The organism is Campylobacter ureolyticus ACS-301-V-Sch3b, from assembly GCF_000413435.1.
Lineage (GTDB): Bacteria > Campylobacterota > Campylobacteria > Campylobacterales > Campylobacteraceae > Campylobacter_B > Campylobacter_B ureolyticus_A.
Genome location: NZ_KE340328.1, coordinates 17,232 through 37,825, shown reverse-complemented (window position 1 = coordinate 37,825; position 20,594 = coordinate 17,232). Strand labels below are relative to the sequence as shown.

The following is a 20,594-nucleotide window of genomic DNA, read 5'->3' as shown; positions in this document are numbered from 1 at the left end:
AGAATAAATAAAGAGTGCTATAAAAAGCACTCTTTGGGTTTTTTAGAAATTATTTTCTAAATTTAGCATCAACTCTTCTGTTTTGTGCACGACCCTCTTTTGTTGCGTTTGTAGCAACCGGTTGAGTTTCGCCATAACCAACAGTAGTAATTCTATCTGCTTCTAGTCCTTGTTTAACTAATACATTTTTAACGCTATTAGCTCTTCTTTCTGATAATTTTTGATTATAGTTTGCATTACCTGTGCTATCAGTATGTCCTTCAAGCAATACTTTGTAATTATCAGTTGTATTTAGATAATCAGTTACTTTATCAATCTCTTTTTTAGCTGCATCACTTACTTTTGCACTATCAAATGCAAAATGAACACCTAAGTTTAGTCTAATAACTTTTTCACAACCAAACTCATCAACTACAACACCTGCTGGAGTACCAGGACATTTGTCTAAGTTATCAGGAACACCATCTCCGTCCTCATCGCCTATTGGAGCAACAACTACAGGAGCAATATTTTCAGCTCTTTTGCCAAAATCAACACCAAAACCTAAGTTATAGAACATATAATGATTACCGTGATCAAATGTTATAGCATCTCTTACTTCTAATTTTGTAGCAAAGTTATCTGTTACATAATATTTTAGACCTAAACCATATTGACCAAAGCCTGTATCAGCATCGCTTCCATCACTAAAGTCCATATATCCAGCACCTAATAAGCCATATAGTTTAAAATTGTCATTAAAGCTATAAATATCTTTAACAAAATTCAAAAAGTAGCTATTTAAATCAAGATTTGAATCATCTGAATCTTTAACTTTAAAATTGCTTACTCTGTCATATCCAAGCTCAATTTGATCTAGCCAAACATCATTTCCTAAATTTTTAGCTATTCTTGCGCCAAATGTAAATGAATTTTTAAGACCTGTATTTCCCTCAGGTAAAACTCCACCAACTGTTGGAGTAAACTCCCAATGATAGTTAGCATCATTTGCTAAAAGCGCAGTTGATGCACATAAACTAACTGCAAGTAATATTTTTTTCATATTTTTCCTTTCCTTTCAAAAAATATATTTGTGATTATAACATAAAAAACATAAATACTTTTTAAAAAATAACTTTTATCTCTTAGAAAATTGTGGGCTTCTTCTAGCTTTTCTTCTACCAAATTTCTTTCTTTCAACAACTCTACTATCTCTTGTTAAAAGTCCAGCAGGTTTTAATACCGCTCTAAAATCGCCATCCATATCTGCTAAAGCTTTTGAAATACCATGTCTTACAGCTTCAGCTTGCGCATTATAACCACCGCCATTTGCGACAGCTCTTATGTCCATTGATTTTTCTTGTTTTGTTACAAGTAGTGGTTGAATAACCTTAAGCTTAATAGCTTCAAGTCCGCCAAGCCATGAGTTTAAATCCATATCATTAACAGTTATTTTACCGCTTCCTGGTTTAACCCACACTTTTGCTACTGCCATTTTTCTTTTACCTGTTGCATAAACTGTTGCCATAATTATTTTCCTTCTTTATTTGCTTTATTTGTTTGTGCTGTGTGAGGATGCTCACTTCCCTCATAAACTTTAAGTTTTTTTATCATCTCTTTTCCAAGTTTTGTCTTTGGAAGCATTCCTCTAACTGCTAAGTTATAAAGTTTAACAGGATTTTTTTCTAAAAGTTCTGCAAATTTTTCACTTTTTACGCTTCCAAAATATCCTGAATGCCTATGATAAAGTTTATCTTCACCCTTATTTAGTCCTGTATAAACTGCTTTTGAAGCATTTATTATAACCACATAATCACCACAATCAACATTTGGAGTGTAACTTGGCTTATGTTTTCCTCTAAGCAAGGTAGCCACTTCTGTTAGCATTCTACCAAATCTTTTACCTGTTGCATCTATAACGATCCAATCGCGTTTAACCTCAGTAGGTTTTGTAATTTTTGTCATTTTTATACCTTCATAAATTTTATAAAATGAGATTGTATTTAAAATATGCTTAAATATAGCTTAATTTAAGCATATTTTAAACTTCTAAGAATGAAATTTTATCTTTTAAGATATAAAATATAAAAGCTTTTACATTTTTATTTTTATAAATATTTGAAATAATTTCTTTATATCCTAAAATTTGTGCTTTATTTTCATCTTCAAAGCCAGTTGCACTTTTATAATCAACTATATAAATTTCACTATTTTTTATAGCTAAAAGATCGATTTGCTTTATTTCTCCTTTTACTTTAAAAGGCTGTTCTTTTAAAACTTCAGCATCTTTTATAATATCTGCAAAGTTTTTTTCTAAAAATAAATTTTTTAATCTATTTTTTATATCGTCAAAGTCATTTTCTTTTAGATATTTTGCAAATTTATTTTTTGATTTTGTTAGTGCAATATCTATATTTTTTACATTAAAATCACTCATTTCAAGAGCGTAGTGAAAAGCCAAACCAAATTTGACAGAGTGGATATTTGGTATAATTTCTTTTTTTCTAGCTACTACTTTTTGAGGTTTTATTTTTGCTAAATTTATACTTTTATTCTCTTTTTTAGCATCTTTATTTTTATCTAGCTCATAGTCCATTACTTCACCAAATTCAAAATCTTTTATATCTAAAAGTTTGTTATCTCCAAAATAACTATTTAAATTATTTGACTTTATCAAAATAAATGAATTTTTTGCTCTTGTGAATGCAACATAAAGCTTGTTTAAATCCTCTTCTTTATCGAGATTTTTTGATTTTTGTACAAAATTTTTATAATCTTCATCTAAATATTCTCTATTTTTAACCTTATATTTTATCTGCCATTTTGAGTTTTCTACATCATATTCTTTTATAAAATTTGATCTATCATTTTGATTTTGTTGAAATTTATCACACAAAATAACATGGTTGAATTGAAGACCTTTTGATTTAAAAACAGTTAGCAAATTTACACCAAAGCTATCGCTAGAGGAAATATTTTTTTCATCTTTATTAAAGGCAAATTCTATAATATTTTCATAGTTTTTTGACTCTTCTATAAAGTGTAAAATGTTTACATTATCTGCGTTTATCCCTAGTTTTTTAAGCAGATACAATATATTTTGGGTAGTTGATTTTTGCAGATTTAAGTTTAGTTTTTTAACTTCTATACCAAGAAGCTCTTCTGTGTTAAATTTATAAATTTCTTCATTTGTTATGCAAAACTTAGCATATTCTAAAATAGCTCTTATTTTAGGAATAGAAAATAAATTTTGATTTCCTATGCCATTTGCTTCAATTTTTTCTTGCTTTAAAAGAGATTTTAAAGCGTCAATATTATCATTTTTCCAGCAAAGTATAGCGATATTTTCTTCTTTTACTCCATTATTAAGTAGATTTTTAACCTCACTAACCGCACTTTCTAAAACATCATCACTGCTTAAAACTTTTATATATCCATAATCATCATTTTCCACATCAAAATAGTCAAAATTTTCAGGTTTTAAAATTTTAATATTTTTTCTTTCTTCTTTATTGTAGTTTTTAGATGGAATTTGATCTTTATAGCCCAAAACCTCATCAAAAGGTTTTTTGAAAATGCTATTTACAAACTTAACCAAAGCTTTTTCGCTTCTATAATTTCTATCGAGTTCTGATTTTTTTATTTGTTTAAAATCACTCATCAGTTTTTCAAAAAGTTCTTTTTTACCACCACGAAACCTATAAATACTTTGTTTGATATCTCCAACATAAAAAAAACTTCCGATTCCACTTTGCCCAAGCCCTGAAACAATCTCTTCAATAAGAGGAAAAAGTATTTGATACTGCATGACATTTGTATCTTGAAACTCATCGATTAGGATATGCTCAACCCTTGCATCAAGCCTAAAATAGATCATATTTAAAATATCTTTTTGGCTAATTAGTTCATAAATTTTTGTGCTTAAATCATTAAAACTTAGTTTGTTTAATCTTACATTTATATCATCTTTTACTTGCAAATAAAGATTTAAAATTTTAAAAAATACAGTTATTTTATATTTTTCAAGCTCATTTAAAAACTCTTTTAAGCTTTTTCTAAGATCATCCCAAAGAGCACCTAAATGTTCAGTATAAATTTTAGAATAGGTACTATAATTTAAGGTCTCTTTTTGTATGAGATTGCTTCCTATAACCTCATAAATATTATTAATTTGATTTTTTAATTTTTTTGCTTGATTTATTGTTGAGTTATGTTCTTTTAGAGCTGTTTTTGTCGAACCTTTTGGCGAAGTGTTTTTAATGATATCATCACAATATTTTGTTATTTGCGATTTCATACGTTTAAATTCAACTTCTTTTTCATTGATATTTTTCTTTAAATTTTCTAAATTTTCATTGGCTGTATCTAACTCATCTATTTTTACTTTTCCAATTTCACTTGAAAGCTCATTTAATGAGTTTAAAAAAACATAACTGCTACTTTTTGTGTTTACTATAAAACTACTTATTTCATCAAGAAAAATTTGGTTTTTTGCGATTTTTTTTATAAACTCTTTATCTATAATCTGCCTTAAACTAGCATCATTGTTTTCTATCTCGTAGTTTGGATTTATGCCAAAATTTAGAGCAAAGGATTTTAAAATAGTTGAAAAAAATGAATCAAATGTTGAAATTTTAATATCTGAGTTTAAAAGTCTTTCTTTTAAATCATCTCTTTTTTTTATAAGCTCATCTTCGCTTAAATTTAATATATTTAAAAGCTCCTCTTTTTCAGCTTCAAATTTTCGCTCTTTGCTTGGAGTATTTGGACTATATTTTTTTAAGCCTAAAAATGTCTCTATTATCCTATTTTCCATCTCGGCTGCAGCTTTTCTTGTAAAGGTTAGGGCTAAAATTTTATTTGGCATAACACCTTTAAAAATCAAAACTAAATACCTTATAGTTAAAGCAAATGTTTTTCCACTTCCAGCGCTTGCACTAAGTGCTTCGTATGTTTTAAAATCACTCATTTTTCACATCCACAAAGTATATCATAAGCACAGTATTTACAACCCTCATTATTGCCAAAATCAAAAGGATTTTTAAACTTTTGTTTTAATTCATCAATAACTATTTGCAAATCACTAAGAGTTTTTTTACCATTTATAAATTCCATATCTTTTGTAGAAAAAAAGCAAGATTTTATATTATCTCCACCGCATAAAAGAGCCTCATAAAAAGGAAGCTGTAAAGATTTATCATCAGCATTTCCGGTTTTATAATCAATCACTAATTTATCACCATTATCATTTACATCGATTCTATCAATTCTACCTTTTATTTTTATACCGTTAAAATCGGTAATTTTTTCCTCTTCGCCTTCTAAAAATTTCCAACCATTTTTTTCATGATCTTCCATCTTTTTAGCAAATTCTTTAAACTCTTTTAAAATTATATTTTTTTCAAGTTCATTTATGTTTAAATCTTTTGAATATTTTAAAAGATTTGATTTAAAAATATTATAATCAAAAGTTTTATTTGCCTTATAGGTCTCTTCCAAAACTTTATGAATTAACGTGCCTTTATCTTTATTATCAAGTTCTAAATTTACACCTTTTTCTTCTTTTATATTATAAATATATTTTATAGCATAGCATTTTGGACATCTTAAAAATAGATCAAGCCTTGAAAAAGAAAGAGGTTCTTTAAAAAAATCATGCTCTAAAACAAAATTTCTTTTTAAAATTGGCTTATTTGTATCTTTATATAAATCTTTATAAATGCTTAAATACTCTTCATCACTAAAATAATCATCTTTTTTTAAATTAAAATTTTCAAAATCTTTTAAAAAAACAGAGGGTTTAAAATCATCATTTTCAAGATAGCAAATAGCAACTTTTTTAGCATTTAAAATAAGTTTTTTGTAGTAAAATTTTTGCAAATTAAGCCTATCTTCATAGCTTATGAGTCCTGCTTTTTTTCTAATATTTGAGTTTAAAAACATCTCATTAACTGAAGCTTTTGGAACTAAGTTTTTATTAAACTCAGGTATTATAACTGCGTCAAATTCAAGTCCCCTACTTTCTAAAAGACCCATTACACTGACTTCGCCACCACCAACATGATCGATTGATTTTGTATTTAAATAAAGCAAGAATATCTCACAAGCATCTTTTAAGGTTGGCAAATTTTGATCTATATAAATTTTTATTTCAAACAAAATTTCAAAAACTTGATCTTTTATCTCCTCTTTTGAATAGTTTAAAATTTTATTTACAAAATACTCAAATTTTTCAAAATTTATATTTTTATTAAAATTTAACTTAAAGTCTTTATAAAACTCATTATCTATTTCTAGCTTGTTTAAAAAAAGATTTTTTGTTGTAAATTCTTTTTGTGATAAATAGTTTTCTTCTAAGCAAAGCTCTTCATCTTCTAAAATAGCTTCTATTATTGTTTTTAAAATTTGAACAAATAAAGTTTTATTTAATGGCTTTCCCATTGCGAAATTTAGCATATTGTTAAAATCATAGCTTTTTAAAAGCTCACTAAAACTTTCATCTGGCAAAATAACAACTATATTTTTAGGATCAATTCCCAAATTTACAAAGTATGATATTTTTTCAAAGATATAAAAGCACTCTAAGCTTTTTGTCAAAAATCCACGATGAAGAATTTCATCTGGTTTGTTTGTATTTTTTTTAATTAAATTAAGCTTTAAATTTGATAAATCTAATTCGCAAATTTTATCACTAAAATCATCAGGAATTTCTTCAATAAATTTTTTAATTATTTTTTTACTAACAAGCTCATTATCTTCTAAAATAAGTTTTATGGAGGTTAAATTTTTGATTTTATCTATAATATCAAGCTCAAAATCACTCAAAACACCATCTACATAAATCTCAATATCATTAAAGCTTTTTATAAATTCTAAATTTATCTCATAATTATCACAAACTGTTATATCATCGTAAGCATTTATACAGTTTAATTCGGCTTTATAGTTATTTAGCAAATCTTCTAAAATATCTAAATGCTCATCATACTGAGCATAAATATCACTATTTTTAAGATCATTTATTGAGGTTTTTGTGATGGCAAGTTCTTTAAAAAAAGAAAAAAGATAATCACTATTTTGTAAGAAATTTAAAGAGCTTATTTTTAGCTCTTTTTCAAGTTTTTTTGTATTTTTAACAGCTCTTTGCATGCAAAGAAGTCTATTTATATCTGAAATTTGAAATTTGTCTTTTACAAAAATAGATTTTTTAAAAAATTCATTTGTTGAAAGGGTTTTTGGGATTTTACCATCATCAAGAGAAGCTATGTAAGATTTAATACGCCTTGTGCTGTTAAAAACTTTAAGACTTTGACTCATAAGCGATAAACTCCATTCTATAAAATCCTGTATCTTTTCCATCATTTAACTTTATATCTACTCTCCACCTACCAACTTTTGGAACTTTAAAGCTATCAAGCTCTAAAATATTTCCATTAAATTTAGCATTTGGGGAAATGTCAAACTCAGATGTTTCAGGTCTTGTTACAAGTAGTTTAAAATTTAATTTATCACTGTTTTGTATTTTTGGTAAAACGCTTATTTGTAAATTTATATCTTTATGCAGATCAAAACTATCTTTTATTAGTTTAATACTATATTTTTTATCAAATCTCTCTTGTGAGTCTTGTATTTCATTATAGTTTCTATCTACATTTTCAAGACTTTCAAAATAATAATTATCCATGTGAACTGGATGATCAAGTGCCAAAATCACAGTCATAATGCATGATGCTACGATTAAGGCAAAAGAAATTAATATCCCATAAGGCCAAAATGTTTTTTTACTAGTCTTATTTTTTTGCATTTTTCTTTATCCTTTTATAATAAAATCCACTAGCAAGCACTAAAACTATTGAACCATAAACAAATAATCTTATAATATTTAGGATTATTCTATTTGTATTTCCAAAAGAATTTTCTAATTTTACATTATAAACTTTTGCTATTTTTTCTGCACAATCTGCATAGCCGTTTAAAAGTGCTGGATTAAAAGAGTCTTTCCCTTTTTTTGTTGATACTAGAAGTGGAATTATAGATCCTTTGTTTGGATAAGGGCTTAAAACTGCATCCTTATCAAAATTAATATCAGTTACAATATCTATTTTTTTATCATTTGTGGAAATAATTATAAAAGCATAAGGTGATTTTAAATTTTTAGAAATTTCAGCAGATTTTTTATGAATATTTGTGCCATTTAAATCTTTTAAAGCCACTACTCCTAAAAATGCACCTGTTTTTTCATAAAGCTCATCGCCAATAACTTGCATTTGAGAAGTAGTGATATTTTCTAAAATTCCATCATTTTCAATAATTACATTATTGTTTGCAAGTAAGTTATTTAGAAAAAAGGTGCAAAAAATTGCACCTATTATAAATTTTTTCACTTTTATCCTTACCCGATAAAAAGATTATTAGGGGTTAGAACCGCCCAAGCACTAATTATAGCTGTTATTATAAGCCCGATTAAAATTATAATTTCAAAAAGCTTTGATGAGTCATTGTTACTTTGTGACATTTTCAACCTCCATAACATCATTTGCAATCTTCATATTTGCTTTCATTGGAACGCTACTTACATCTTTTAAGACATAAGGTTCTTTTGCAACTTGTTGCTGTGCTTTTAAACCAAGTATGGTCAAAACCACAAGAATAGAGATAAGCAATACTGTTGCTATAAGCATCCCTGTAACTCCGTGAATGCTAAAAACACTTCTATTTCTGTTTTCATTTTCCATAACTTCTCTCCTAATTCTCTTTTGATAATGATATCACATACTCACCAACTGCTCTTTTTTGGATATCGGTTAGTCTTCCATCATTAAACGCAGGCATTTTACCTATAAAACCAAGTTTTCCTCTATTTAATACATCAACTACAAAATCAGCTGAACCGTATTTTGTAATATCAGGCGCCATACCTTCCATTCCTTTACCATCTTCACCATGACACGCAGCACAAATCATCCAATTTTCTCTTCCTTGGGCTACATAATTTGGATTTTTAGTGCTATTTATGGCTGATATATCTTTAGCCATAAATGCAGCTACTGCAATAGCATCATTTCCTGTTACATTGTCTGCATTCATTTCTCCTAAAGGATAATTAAGTCCTTTTGAACCAGTTTTTATAGCTTCTAAAACTCCAGCTTCAGAACCCCAAACAGAAAGATCAGCAGCTTTGCCATTCATTCCATTTCCTGTAATTCCGTGACATGCTGAACACTCAACCAAAAATATTCCTTTTCCCATAGCAAGTAAAGTATCTCTATCAGGGTTTGCAAAAGTTTGTTCAAATTTTTGATTATATGCTTTTACTTCTTCATTATAAGCACCAATTTGAGAATATGAGTTTAATGGATATCCAAATAAAAAGTACCATATAGCCCAAACTAACATTAAAATATAAATAACAGCCCAGCCTATTGGTAAAGGATTTTTATATTCCTTTATGCCATCATACTCAGCACCTTCTCTTAGCTCTCCACCACTTTTTTCTGTTTTCATCTTGCGAACATAAAGCCCAACAACAGCAATAGTTGCAACGACCAAAACAATAGCAGCTATTATAGAGAGTAGATTTACATTATCTTCTAAGTTAAACCATTTCATTTTTTAGCTCCTTTTTTGCATTCATTATCATTTGATGGAATAGTTTCTATAATCTCATCATCAATACTATCATTAAGGGCTAAATTTCCATATTTTTCATAGTTTCTTCTACCTGTTTTTTCCGATCTTCTAAGATGGAAGAAATAAGCATAAAGCCCTATGCACAAGGATATTATTAAAACAACATATCCATAAGCTTGAAGTGTTCTCATAGTTTCTATACTCATCTTTTTTCCTTATTTTAAGCTGTTTAAATATGCTATAAGAGCTACAATTTGTTTAATCTCGCCACGCTCAAAAGCACTTTTAACCTCTTTATCTTCCATTTGATCAACTATAACTTTTGCCTCTTCCATAACAAGTGCTTGTGCTTCATCCCAGCTACCAAGTTTTGGCATACCTTCTTGATCATAAGGAACATTGAAAGCTTTTTTAACTGTTAAAGCTTCAGCATAAGCTGTTTCTATATCAGCTTTTTTCTTAAACATATATTTATAATTAGGCATAACTGATCCAGGAACTACAGATAAAGGATCTTTCATGTGATGTTCGTGCCAATCTGTTGTTCTATAATTTCCAACTCTTAAAAGATCAGGACCTGTTCTTTTTGATCCCCATAAGAATGGTCTATCATAAGCATACTCACCACTTTTTGAATAAGCACCGTATCTATCTGTTTCTGATTTAAACGGTCTTATAAGCTGTGAGTGACATGCATTACAGCTATTTGCTATGTAAATTTGACGACCTGAAAGCTCTAAAACACTGTAAGGCTTAGTATCCTTTAAAGGTCTTGCGCTATCGGCAAAACTTGGCAAAATTTCCACAACACCTGCGTAGGCTATTACTATAAATAGAAAAACCGCAAAAAAGAATGGATTTTTTTCTAACCAACTAAACATATTATCCTCCTTTTTTAAGCTGCCATTGGAGATGTGCTTTGTGGTTCTTTTTCAAGCACTCTACCTGAGCTAAATGTTTTAAACATATTATATGCAAACATGACAAAGCCTAACAAATATAAAAATCCACCAACTGCTCTAATCCAGAAATATGGTTTAAGCGCATTAACAGTATCAATAAATGTATAAGCTAAACTTCCAAACTCATTTGTTGCTCTCCACATCATACCTTGAGTAATACCTGCTATCCACATAGATGAGAAGAACATTACAAGACCTGTTGTTTGAATCCAAAATTGTGCTTCCATTAATGACTTTGAATAGAGCTCTTTTTTAAACATTCTAGGAACCATGTGATAAAGAGCTGCAATAGTCATAAAGCCAACCCAACCAAGTGTTCCATCATGAACGTGTCCTGGAATCCAATCTGTAAAGTGAGCTAAAGCATTAACTGATTTAATAGAAAGAATTGGTCCTTCAAGTGTTGAGAACATATAGAATGTTGTTGCCAAAATCATAAATTTGATTAATGGATTTTCTCTTAATTGATTCCACTCACCTTTCATAGTTAAAAGTATGTTAATACCTGAACCCCAAGAAGGCAAAATTAAAACAACAGAAAATATTGAACTTAATGTTTGAATCCAGTCAGGAACAGTTGAATAAATAAGGTGGTGACCGCCAGCCCATAAATAAACAAACATTAAACTCCAGAATGAAAATAGTGATAATTTATATGAGAAAACTGCTTGACCGCTCTCTTTTGGTAAGAAGTAATAAACTTGAGCTAAAATTCCAACTGTAAAAACAAACGCAACAGCGTTGTGTCCCCACCACCATTGAACCATAGCATCGTTTGATCCAGCATACATAGAAACTGCATGCATCCAATCACCCATACCTGTTAAAAGTCTTGTAGGAATAGCCATATTGTTAAATAAATAAAGCATAGCAATTCCTAAAAATGTTGCTATATAATACCACAATGAAATATAAAGAGTTTTTTCTCTTCTTATACCAATAAGTCCAAAAATACTAACTCCCCATAAAACCCAAACGATAACAACCAAAATATCGATAGGCCATTGAAGTTCTGCGTATTCTTTAGAACTTGTTATTCCTGCAAGTAGTGTAACAACAGCTAAAAGTATAACAATAACATATAAAATAAAATGAAGTTTTCCAATCATCATAAGAAATTTTGATTCTGCCATTGATACTTTTAAGACTCTTTGTCCCACGTAATACCAGGTTGAAAAAATACCTGAAAGCATAAACCCATAAACAACTGCATTAGTATGGAGTGGTCTAAGTCTACCAAAATTAGAAAACTCTCCTGCTATGTAGTTTAAGTCTGGATACACTAACTGAAAAGAGATAATAACTCCAACAAGCATACCTACAATTCCAAAGATTATGGTTGTAAATAAAAAACACTTTGAAATTGTGTAATCGTAATTTAATACATCACCAGGTCGCATTGCACCCTCCTATATAAATTGTATGTTAAACATAAATTAAACATAACTAAGTAATTATATTGTTATTTAGCTAGATTTATTCTTAAATTTAAAGAAAAAATCAAACTTTTTTTATTTTTTGTTAAAATTCTATTTTATATCCAAGCCCAGGAATATTTTTTATAATTTTTGCTCCAACTTTATCTCTTACTCTTTTTACAAAAGTTCTAATGGCCGCATCACTTACATTTTCACTTCCCCAGATATTTTGCTTAATATCTTCATGTAAAACTAAAGTGCCAATTCTTTCAACCAAAAGTGAGACAAAAGCAAGCTCTTTTTTTGTTAAAGGAATTTCAACCCCATTTTTAGACAAAGCTTTTGTTGTTTGGTTAAACTCTAAACCATCACCAAATTTAACATCATTCAAAAGCCCTATTTTTCGCCTTACAATATCTTCAATAACTTTTAAAAGCTCATCCATATCAATCGGTTTTATTAAATATTTATCTATTCCTACATCTATTGCTTTTAAAAGCTTTTCTTTATCACTAAAGGCACTTAATGCAATAATTGGAGTATTGCTTGAAATTTCTTTAATATTTTTTGCCATATCAAGACCGTTCATTATAGGCATTGCTATATCAGTTATTACAATGTGAGGATTGTGTTTTTTAAATTTTTTAACACCCTCATCTCCGTTTTTTGCCAAAATAATTTCTTCAAAAAGGCTATCTAGGGCCTCAGCCATAGATTTTCTGATACTATCTTCATCTTCAACTATTAAAATTCTCAAACTACCTAAGTCGCTCATTTTTTCTCCTTTTTTAGTGGTATTTCTATACAAAAATCAACTCCGTTTTTCAAATTTTTAACATATATATTTCCGTTCATATTTGTTACTATCATCTTGCACATATAAAGTCCTATACCAGTTCCTACACTTTTATGTTTTGTTGTAAAATATGGATCAAAAAGCTTATCCATGATACTATCTTTAATGTTTTCACCATTATTATAAATACTAACAAAAGCAAATTTATCATTTTTATAAATTTTTATTTTAATTATTTTGTCTTTTGGATCTAAATTTTGCATAGCATCTTTTGCATTAGTTAAAATATTAATGATTACTTGAGAAAACTCAGCTTTAATTCCAGAGATTTTAACATCTTCATTTTTTAAAATTTCAACGTGAATTCCCTCTTTTTTAAAAGTGCCTTCAAGCATTCCAAGACTCTTATCAATAGCCTCTTTTATACTAAATTCCTCTTTTTCTTTGTCTGATTTAAAGAAATTTCTAAAATCATCTATTGTATTTGACATATTTTTTATAACAGTTTTTGCATGTTCATAGGTATTGATAAATTTCTCTTCATCTTTTATGCTTTGTTTCATTTTAAACAGATCAATTCCAAGCTCACTTAATGGCTGACGCCACTGATGAGCAATGTTTCCTATCATTTCACCCATACTTATAAGTCTTGCTTGCTGTGAAAGAAGACGGTTTTTTTCTTCATTTTTTAAAATTTCTTCTTTTACTCTGTTTTCTAAGCTTTTATTAAGTTCTAAAAGCTCTTTTGTTTGCTCTTTTACTTTTTCTTCTAATGATAAATTTAACTCTTTTAGCTCAATTCTTGTTGCCATAAGCCTTTCATTAAGCTCAATTACCTCTGTAACATCATGACGAATCGCAACAAATTCTTCAATATTTCCATTTTCATCTAAAATTGGGATGATAGTTGCATTTAGATAAAAAACAGAACCATCTTTTGCTAAATTTTTTATAATTCCTTTATAAACTTTTTTCGCCAAAATTGTTTTCCAAAGTCTTTTGAAAACTTCTGGGCTAACATCTGGATGGCGAACAATATTATGGTTTTGACCAATTAATTCATCTCTTGAGTATTTACTTATATTACAAAACTCGTCATTTACAAAAGTTATATATCCATGAATATCAGTTTTTGATACGATGTTGCTAGCATCTATTGCGTTTTGATACTGTATCAAACGACTTTGATTTCTATCCATAATATTTAAAATTTTCCTCATATATTATAAAACTACAACTAAAATCTTACTAATATTATTATTAATAATAACTTAAAATGTTATTATTTTTTTTAAGAAATTTTGTATATGTTATTAATTTGGTTAATTTGTAGCCAAAAAACCAATATATGAATTATATATTCCAAATAAAATTATAATAAAAGCCGAAATATTAAGAGCTATTTTTTTAAATTTTAAGCTTATTAAATTTGATAAAGAAGAAATAATTAGCATAACAGGAATTGTAGATAGACCAAAAATTCCCATTATAAAAGCTCCCATAAAAATACTTTTTGATAAAATTGCCATAGATAAAAATGTATAAACAACCCCACATGGCAAAAATCCATTTAAAAAACCAAGTAGCATTAAGCCAAATAAAGAGTGCATTTTACTAGCAATTATAGTTGGTTTTTTAAATAGTTTTTTCCATAATTTATCATTTTCTATAAATTTTAAAATTTCACCTCTTTTTATAAACCCAATACCTAAAATAACTAAAAAAATACCTATGAAAAAATGGATATAGCCCATAAATTTTGAGCTTATTGCAAAAATAGAACTAAAATATCCAGCAATTACACCAAGTAAGATATAAGCAAGCGTTCTAAAAAGATGATAGCTCAAAGAGTAAATAAAAGCTTTAAATTTGCTTAAATTATTAAGCCTCACACTATAAGCTAGAACAAATCCACCGCACATTCCAGCACAATGCCCAAAGCTAAGTAAAAAAGCTGTGGGCACAATGTATAAAACTAAGCTTAATAAATCCATTAAAAGCTAAAACATTCCTCTTTTTCTAAGCTCATCTTGATAGTATTTTTCAAATGCCAAATCATATTCAGGAGTTCCTGGAATTAATTTTTTGGAACTATTTTCAAGCTTTTCAACAACAATATCCTCTATTTTTTCAAAATTTTTCAAATACTCCTCTATGGATGAGTAAATAATATTTCTAGCTCTATTTTCAGAAACGCTATAATCAATATAGTTTTTTTTCCAAGAAAGCTCTAAAATTTCATGCGAAAGCTTATTATATCTATCGTCGTGTTTTAAAATAAAATCACTCTCTTCTGCAAGTCTTTTTTTAACCATCCAAAACATACTTCTTCTATCAACTTGCATAATATGCATATCTTCACTATTTTCTTCTAAGATATTTTCTGTTTTTTCATCAAGAGCTTTTTCTTTTAAGGCATCATTTGTTATAACTTCTTCTGCAATTTTTACAACGCCTTCAATGCCTTGATTAAATTTTATAAAACCCGAGTTATACATATCAATGCCAATTTTTCGTGACACATAAGGAATGTGTGGAAATTTGATTTTCATTTTTACTCCTAATTATCTTATTATTGTATCTTCTCTTTCGGGACTTGTTGAGATAAAGCCAACTTTTACACCTGTTGCATTTTCTATTTTTTCAATATATTTTTTAGCATTTTTAGGTAAATCTTCAAATTTATTTATTCCAACAACACTATCCCAACCATCAAGCTCTTCATAAATAGGCTTTACATCCTTTAAATCTGTTGGAAAATAATCAATTTTTTCTCCATTAGGAAGTTCATATTTTGTACAAATTTTAATTTTTTCAAATCCATCCAAAACATCAAGCTTCATAAGTGCAAATGTGTCAATTCCATTTAGTCTTACAGCATATTTTACAGCTACCAAATCAAGCCAACCACATCTTCTTTTTCTTCCTGTTGTTGTGCCGTATTCTTTGCCTACTTCACACATTGTATCGCCATCTTTTCCAAAATCCTCACTTACAAAAGGACCATTTCCAACTCTTGTGCTATATGCTTTTAATATCCCTATAACATTTCCTATATCTTTTGGATTTAACCCAACTCCAGTGCATGCTCCTGCTGAAACTGTATTTGAGCTTGTTACATAAGGATAAGTTCCATGATCAATATCAAGCATTGTTCCTTGAGCGCCTTCTAAAAGAATCTTTTTATTATTTGCAAGCGCGTCCCAAACCATTTTTGTGGTATTTGCAATAAATGGAGATAAAACTCTTTTATACTCATTTAGTTTTTCTAAAATTTCATCTTTTGTAGGTGTTTTGATATCTAAAATTTCAAAAATATATTTTTTATCTTTAAAAGTTTGCATTAGACTTTGGCATAATTTTTCAGGCTCTAATAACTCAATTACTCTATGACCATTTCTGCTTATCTTATCAGCATAACTTGGCCCAATGCCTTTTCCAGTAGTTCCTATAGCTTTATCGCCTTTTTGCTTCTCGCTTGCTTGATCCATTAAAGCGTGATATTCTAAATTTAAATGCGCTTTATCGCTTATATAAAATCTACCCTCTAAATCTTTAAAATTTGAAAGCTCTTGTATCAAAACATCAGGATTTACAACAACGCCGTTTCCAATAATATTTATAATATTTTTGTGTAAAATTCCACTTGGAACAAGGTGAAGTGCATATTTAACACCATCAACCCAAATAGTATGACCAGCATTGTGTCCGCCAGCACTTCTACAAACATAATCATACTCTTTTGAAAGCATATCAACAATTTTACCTTTTCCCTCATCACCCCATTGACTTCCAACTATTACATCAACTTTGCTCATTTTCTAATCCTTTTTTGATAAATTTTGTATTACTTGATCGCTCATTATAGCAAAACCACTAGATTTAAGACTATCTATTTCATAATCCCCGCCACTACAAAAAATGGAATTTCCACCTAAAAATCTAAAAAACAAACTATCATAATAACGCATTTTTGAGTAATATAATGGCGCTAGTTTTATATTTTTATGAGTTGAATTACAAGATAAATCTTCCATTTTTTCAAGTGGATCTTTAAGCTCATTTGGAATGTTTTTTTTGACATTTTTTAAATCACTTAAAGAAGTTATTCTAGAAAGTTCTCTTAGCCATTTTTTATCTGAGCCTAAAAATAAAGTTCCATTGCCTTTTTCAAACTCCTCTATTTCAATATTTAAAAGCTTGCAAACTATACGAGGAATTTCTATATTGCTGATTTGAAGAGTTGAGTTTATTTTAAAATGATCTAAAACTATTGAGCAAATTTCAAGCGCAAGTTTTAAATCTCTTTTCCCTATCATTTCAGCGCCTATTTGATAAAATTCTAAACTTGGATATTTAAAAACTGGTTGAATATAAAAAATTTTATTTAAATTTTTATCTTTTATTCTCCTTAAAATTATCCTAACAACATCAACTGTGCTATCAGCTCTTAGGGATATGGTATGATTTATCTTATCTTGAAATTTCAAAATTTGCTCATTTGGAACGCTTAAATGCTGATGATATGAAAAATATGGAGTTACAATCTCATCAAACCCATATTTAACAAAAACACTAGCAGCAAAACTCTCAAATTCCCTTTTGGTTTTTGCAAGCTCTCCAAAATAAAGCCTTGAGCCATTTGGTATTTCGTGGTCTAAACCAGCCCTATCCATAACACTTCCTTTTTCACTAACTTAAAACATAAGGATATCTAAAATTTCCTTATTTAAATTTAAATTATACAGCTGAATTAGAGCTATATATGTGATATTTTAAAAATTTGTCCTTTTTTGCAACATACATCGCACTATCAGCTTGTCTGATAAGCTCAACAAAACCGATTTCTCCATCTTGTGGATAAAATGAAACTCCAATGCTAATACTTGATTTTATATCGTGATCGCCTATTTTAAATTTTAAACTTGTCTGTCTTAAAAGTCTTTTTATATCAAAAATTATCTCTTTTTCATCTTTTAAATTTTTAACTATCACACCAAACTCATCACCGCCAAATCTTGCCAAAACATCTCCATCTTTTATCGCTGTTTTCATCTCATCAGCTGCTTTTTGCAAAAATATATCACCAACTTTATGCCCATAAGTATCGTTTATGTTTTTAAATCCATCAAAATCTATAAACAACACAGCAAGACTTTTTTTATAAGCTTTTTGTGTATCTTTTATAGCCTTTACCAAAAGTCTCTCGAAATAAAATTTATTTGGCAAATTTGTAAGTTGGTCATATAACGCCATTTGTTCTAAGTGATCTTGCTTTTCTTTAAAAGCTGATGTTTCAAAAAACATACCAAGATATAAATTTTGATTTTTCAAGAACTTAACTTTTAAAATAGTTGGAACTTTTTCTCTATATTTATTTATAATATCAATCTCTCCACTCCAAAAACCTTTTTTTAAAAGATTGCTATTCATCTCTTTTTCTGCATTTTTTGAAGATCTGGTTTCGTTAAAAAGAATATACTTACTTCCTAAAATTTGATCTTTTTGATAGCCAGTAGCTTTTAAAAAAACATCATTTACTTTTTTTATAAAACCATTTTTATCAGTTAAAAATATAGCTTCAAAAGAGTTTTCAAATATATTTTTAAGTATAATTTCTTTTATATTTTCATCTTTTTTACGACTAAATTTTAAAAACAAAAGAACAGTAATAAAAAGTAAAAAATAGATGCAAAAAATCAATTTATTAAAAATTTCAAAAAAACTTTTATAAATGACAATTATTAAATTATTATTTTTAGTGATGTAAAAAAACTCAAATTTTTTTGTCTTTTTATTTTGTTTAAAATTAATCTTTTCAAATTTTATATTTTTATAAATTTCATTTAAATTACCTAAATTTGGACTGAATTGCTCTATTATTTTATATTCATTATCAAAAATTATATATTCTAAATTGCTTTGTTTTTTAAAATTTTCATCATTTTCTAAGAGTGCAGCTTCTAGTTTTAGCCTATCTTTTGCAAAATTTAAAGCTAAAAATGTTGCTAAAATAAAAATTAAAAATAATAATGATGAAATAGTAACTTGCTGTTTGTTCATATAAAAAACCCGTGATAATTGTAATTGGCGAGAGAGTGAAGGAATCGAACCTCCCACGAAACAGTCAACTGCTCCGTCATCGGATTTGAAGTCCGTGAACGCCGCCAGATCGTTTTACTCTCCAAAGGTCGTATTATACAAAATTTAGAGTTAAATTTTTATAAATTTATAATTCTTATTAGAAATAAATTTAAAACAAATACTAAAACTAAATTTTAAATATCATTCTAAAATTTCAAATTTTCTTTTTTTAAAATAGCTATCTCTTATAAAAATATATGGATCATCTTTTCCCTCAACTGCTCGTTTTTTAGCTCCAGGATCTAAAGACTCCTCGTTTACATCTTTTCCTATATTTATATAAAGCCTCTTAGCATCATCATTTACATAGCTTATAGGATTTGTAAAATAATCCCCAACAAGCCCAAAACTATCTCTTAAACTTGATGGTCCAAGTATTGGCCAAACTATATAAAATCCATCTGAAAAACCCCAAGCTCCAAGAGTTTGCCCAAAATCTTCATTATGTTTAGGCATGTCAAAATGCATTGTAGCAGCATCACTAAAACCAGCAAATCCAACGGTTGTATTTATTAAAAAACGCTTTGTTTCATTCCATGAGTTTTGAAATTTTGCTTGTAAAAGATTATTAACAAGCCTTATTGGATACATTAAATTATCAAAAAAATTACTAAAAGCTCCTTGAATTGGATCTGGCATCACATAATCGTATGTGTAGCTTACAGGATACATGATATAGTTATAAAATGCTGAATTTATAGATGTCATAACGCGGTTATATCCAATTAGCGGATCATAAATTTCATCATTAGTTTTGTTTTCAAACTCACTATTTACATTTGAAAAGCCAATGCTTAAAGTAAGAATAAAAATAGATAAAATTCTCATTTTACAACCTTTTCAATTTTTGCTAAATCTTGTATTTTTTTATCATCAATAAGATAAATTTCATCAATTAAACCATTTTTAAATTTCATACTTCCCATATCGCTTAAAACATTTTTTCCCCTTACTAACTCTCCTGCTATGCATTCAGCTAAAACTCCCATAATAGCGGATTTTAAAGGATTGGTATTTGAGGCTAAAAAGGCTGCGCAAATTCCTCCTAAAATACACCCACTTCCTGAAAATTTACCCATTAAAGAGCTTCCATTTTTTAATAAATAAGCCTCATTTTTAAAAGCAACAACATCTATTTTACCAGTTATGACAATAGCCGCATCTGTTTTTATACTAAGTTCTTTTGCTAAATTTACTCTATTTAAAATATCATCATTTAAATCTTTTAAGCTAGCATCAACGCCTTTTGCTATACTTTTTTCGCCATTTAAAAACTTAATTTCTGAAATATTTCCTTTTATGATGCTAAATTTATACTCTTTTAAAAAATTTATGGCAGTTTCGTTTCTAAGAGTGCTTGCTCCAACCCCAACAGGATCCAAAACTACTGGCAAATTTAGAGAATTTGCCATTTTTATAGAGTTTTGCATAGCTTTTATAGTATTTAAATTTAAAGTTCCTAAATTTATTAAAAGTCCATTTGAAATAGCAGTTATTTCACCACTTTCGCTTGGCTCATCAGCCATAACAGGACTTGCACCAATTGCGATTAGTGAATTTGCGACATCATTTACTGTTACATAATTTGTTATGCAATGAATCAAAGGGGTTTTTTGTTTTAAATTGTTTAAATAAGTCTTTATCTCTTCATTTTCCATATTTTTT

At 28.3% G+C, this 20,594-nt stretch carries 22 protein-coding genes and 1 tRNA gene; all 23 read right to left on the bottom strand.

Annotation, left to right across the window (positions count from 1 at the left end; genetic code table 11):
• Window positions 1-49: 49 nt before the first annotated feature.
• Window positions 50-1,042 carry an OmpA family protein gene (locus HMPREF9309_RS07465; RefSeq protein ID WP_016647331.1) on the bottom strand — a complete coding sequence of 331 codons (993 nt, stop codon included), beginning with the start codon at window positions 1,040-1,042 and terminating at the stop codon, window positions 50-52.
• Between the two features lie 75 nt (window positions 1,043-1,117).
• Window positions 1,118-1,507 carry a 30S ribosomal protein S9 gene (rpsI, locus tag HMPREF9309_RS07460; RefSeq protein ID WP_016647330.1) on the bottom strand — a complete coding sequence of 130 codons (390 nt, stop codon included), beginning with the start codon at window positions 1,505-1,507 and terminating at the stop codon, window positions 1,118-1,120.
• A 2-nt stretch (window positions 1,508-1,509) separates the two neighbouring features.
• Window positions 1,510-1,944, bottom strand: coding sequence for a 50S ribosomal protein L13 (rplM, locus tag HMPREF9309_RS07455; protein WP_016647329.1), 435 nt, complete (start codon window positions 1,942-1,944; stop codon window positions 1,510-1,512).
• 76 nt (window positions 1,945-2,020) lie between these two features.
• Window positions 2,021-4,948, bottom strand: a complete 2,928-nt coding sequence (locus tag HMPREF9309_RS07450; RefSeq protein WP_016647328.1) for a RecB-like helicase — start codon at window positions 4,946-4,948, stop codon at window positions 2,021-2,023.
• Window positions 4,945-7,338, bottom strand: a complete 2,394-nt coding sequence (locus HMPREF9309_RS07445; protein ID WP_155827389.1) for a PD-(D/E)XK nuclease family protein — start codon at window positions 7,336-7,338, stop codon at window positions 4,945-4,947. Before HMPREF9309_RS07445 ends, HMPREF9309_RS07450 begins: the two co-directional genes overlap by 4 nt.
• The gene (locus HMPREF9309_RS07440) at window positions 7,280-7,783 is read right to left on the bottom strand and encodes a FixH family protein (RefSeq protein WP_016647326.1); all 504 of its coding nucleotides are present in this window, start codon (window positions 7,781-7,783) and stop codon (window positions 7,280-7,282) included. Before HMPREF9309_RS07440 ends, HMPREF9309_RS07445 begins: the two co-directional genes overlap by 59 nt.
• Entirely contained in the window at window positions 7,770-8,363 is a 594-nt protein-coding gene (locus HMPREF9309_RS07435; protein WP_016647325.1) for a hypothetical protein, read from the bottom strand. Before HMPREF9309_RS07435 ends, HMPREF9309_RS07440 begins: the two co-directional genes overlap by 14 nt.
• An 8-nt stretch (window positions 8,364-8,371) precedes the next feature.
• The gene (locus tag HMPREF9309_RS09180) at window positions 8,372-8,494 is read right to left on the bottom strand and encodes a hypothetical protein (RefSeq protein ID WP_016647324.1); all 123 of its coding nucleotides are present in this window, start codon (window positions 8,492-8,494) and stop codon (window positions 8,372-8,374) included.
• The gene (locus tag HMPREF9309_RS07430; protein ID WP_016647323.1) at window positions 8,481-8,714 is read right to left on the bottom strand and encodes a DUF4006 family protein; all 234 of its coding nucleotides are present in this window, start codon (window positions 8,712-8,714) and stop codon (window positions 8,481-8,483) included. Before HMPREF9309_RS07430 ends, HMPREF9309_RS09180 begins: the two co-directional genes overlap by 14 nt.
• Before the next feature lie 10 nt (window positions 8,715-8,724).
• On the bottom strand, window positions 8,725-9,588 hold the full coding sequence (locus HMPREF9309_RS07425) for a cbb3-type cytochrome c oxidase N-terminal domain-containing protein (RefSeq protein ID WP_016647322.1): 864 nt from the start codon (window positions 9,586-9,588) through the stop codon (window positions 8,725-8,727).
• Window positions 9,585-9,815: a cytochrome c oxidase, cbb3-type, CcoQ subunit gene (locus HMPREF9309_RS07420; RefSeq protein ID WP_016647321.1), complete on the bottom strand. Its 231-nt coding sequence runs from the start codon at window positions 9,813-9,815 to the stop codon at window positions 9,585-9,587. The genes HMPREF9309_RS07425 and HMPREF9309_RS07420 overlap by 4 nt, the downstream gene beginning before the upstream one ends.
• Window positions 9,816-9,824: 9 nt before the next feature.
• Window positions 9,825-10,490: a cytochrome-c oxidase, cbb3-type subunit II gene (gene ccoO, locus HMPREF9309_RS07415; protein WP_016647320.1), complete on the bottom strand. Its 666-nt coding sequence runs from the start codon at window positions 10,488-10,490 to the stop codon at window positions 9,825-9,827.
• 14 nt (window positions 10,491-10,504) lie between these two features.
• Entirely contained in the window at window positions 10,505-11,971 is a 1,467-nt protein-coding gene (gene ccoN, locus HMPREF9309_RS07410) for a cytochrome-c oxidase, cbb3-type subunit I (protein WP_016647319.1), read from the bottom strand.
• A 121-nt stretch (window positions 11,972-12,092) separates the two neighbouring features.
• Window positions 12,093-12,764: a response regulator transcription factor gene (locus tag HMPREF9309_RS07405; protein ID WP_016647318.1), complete on the bottom strand. Its 672-nt coding sequence runs from the start codon at window positions 12,762-12,764 to the stop codon at window positions 12,093-12,095.
• A complete protein-coding gene (locus HMPREF9309_RS07400; RefSeq protein WP_016647317.1) occupies window positions 12,761-13,984 on the bottom strand; it encodes a PAS domain-containing sensor histidine kinase in 1,224 nt (407 codons plus the stop codon). Before HMPREF9309_RS07400 ends, HMPREF9309_RS07405 begins: the two co-directional genes overlap by 4 nt.
• Before the next feature lie 123 nt (window positions 13,985-14,107).
• Window positions 14,108-14,779, bottom strand: a complete 672-nt coding sequence (locus HMPREF9309_RS07395) for a sulfite exporter TauE/SafE family protein (RefSeq protein WP_016647316.1) — start codon at window positions 14,777-14,779, stop codon at window positions 14,108-14,110.
• A gap of 6 nt (window positions 14,780-14,785) precedes the next feature.
• Window positions 14,786-15,337, bottom strand: a complete 552-nt coding sequence (locus HMPREF9309_RS07390; protein WP_016647315.1) for a DUF507 family protein — start codon at window positions 15,335-15,337, stop codon at window positions 14,786-14,788.
• 12 nt (window positions 15,338-15,349) lie between these two features.
• Window positions 15,350-16,603 (bottom strand): adenylosuccinate synthase, encoded by a 1,254-nt coding sequence (locus HMPREF9309_RS07385; RefSeq protein ID WP_016647314.1) that lies wholly within the window; start codon window positions 16,601-16,603, stop codon window positions 15,350-15,352.
• Window positions 16,604-16,606: 3 nt separating this feature from the next.
• Window positions 16,607-17,461, bottom strand: a complete 855-nt coding sequence (locus HMPREF9309_RS07380) for an ATP phosphoribosyltransferase regulatory subunit (protein WP_016647313.1) — start codon at window positions 17,459-17,461, stop codon at window positions 16,607-16,609.
• 64 nt (window positions 17,462-17,525) lie between these two features.
• Window positions 17,526-18,848 (bottom strand): diguanylate cyclase domain-containing protein, encoded by a 1,323-nt coding sequence (locus HMPREF9309_RS07375; protein WP_016647312.1) that lies wholly within the window; start codon window positions 18,846-18,848, stop codon window positions 17,526-17,528.
• Window positions 18,849-18,873: 25 nt separating this feature from the next.
• Window positions 18,874-18,971 (bottom strand) — tRNA-Sec (locus tag HMPREF9309_RS08980).
• A 99-nt stretch (window positions 18,972-19,070) separates the two neighbouring features.
• Entirely contained in the window at window positions 19,071-19,757 is a 687-nt protein-coding gene (locus HMPREF9309_RS07370) for an MlaA family lipoprotein (RefSeq protein WP_016647311.1), read from the bottom strand.
• Window positions 19,754-20,594 (bottom strand): hydroxyethylthiazole kinase (gene thiM / locus HMPREF9309_RS07365; protein WP_016647310.1); only part of this gene is annotated, 841 nt, incomplete at its 5' end. The genes HMPREF9309_RS07370 and thiM, both read right to left, overlap by 4 nt.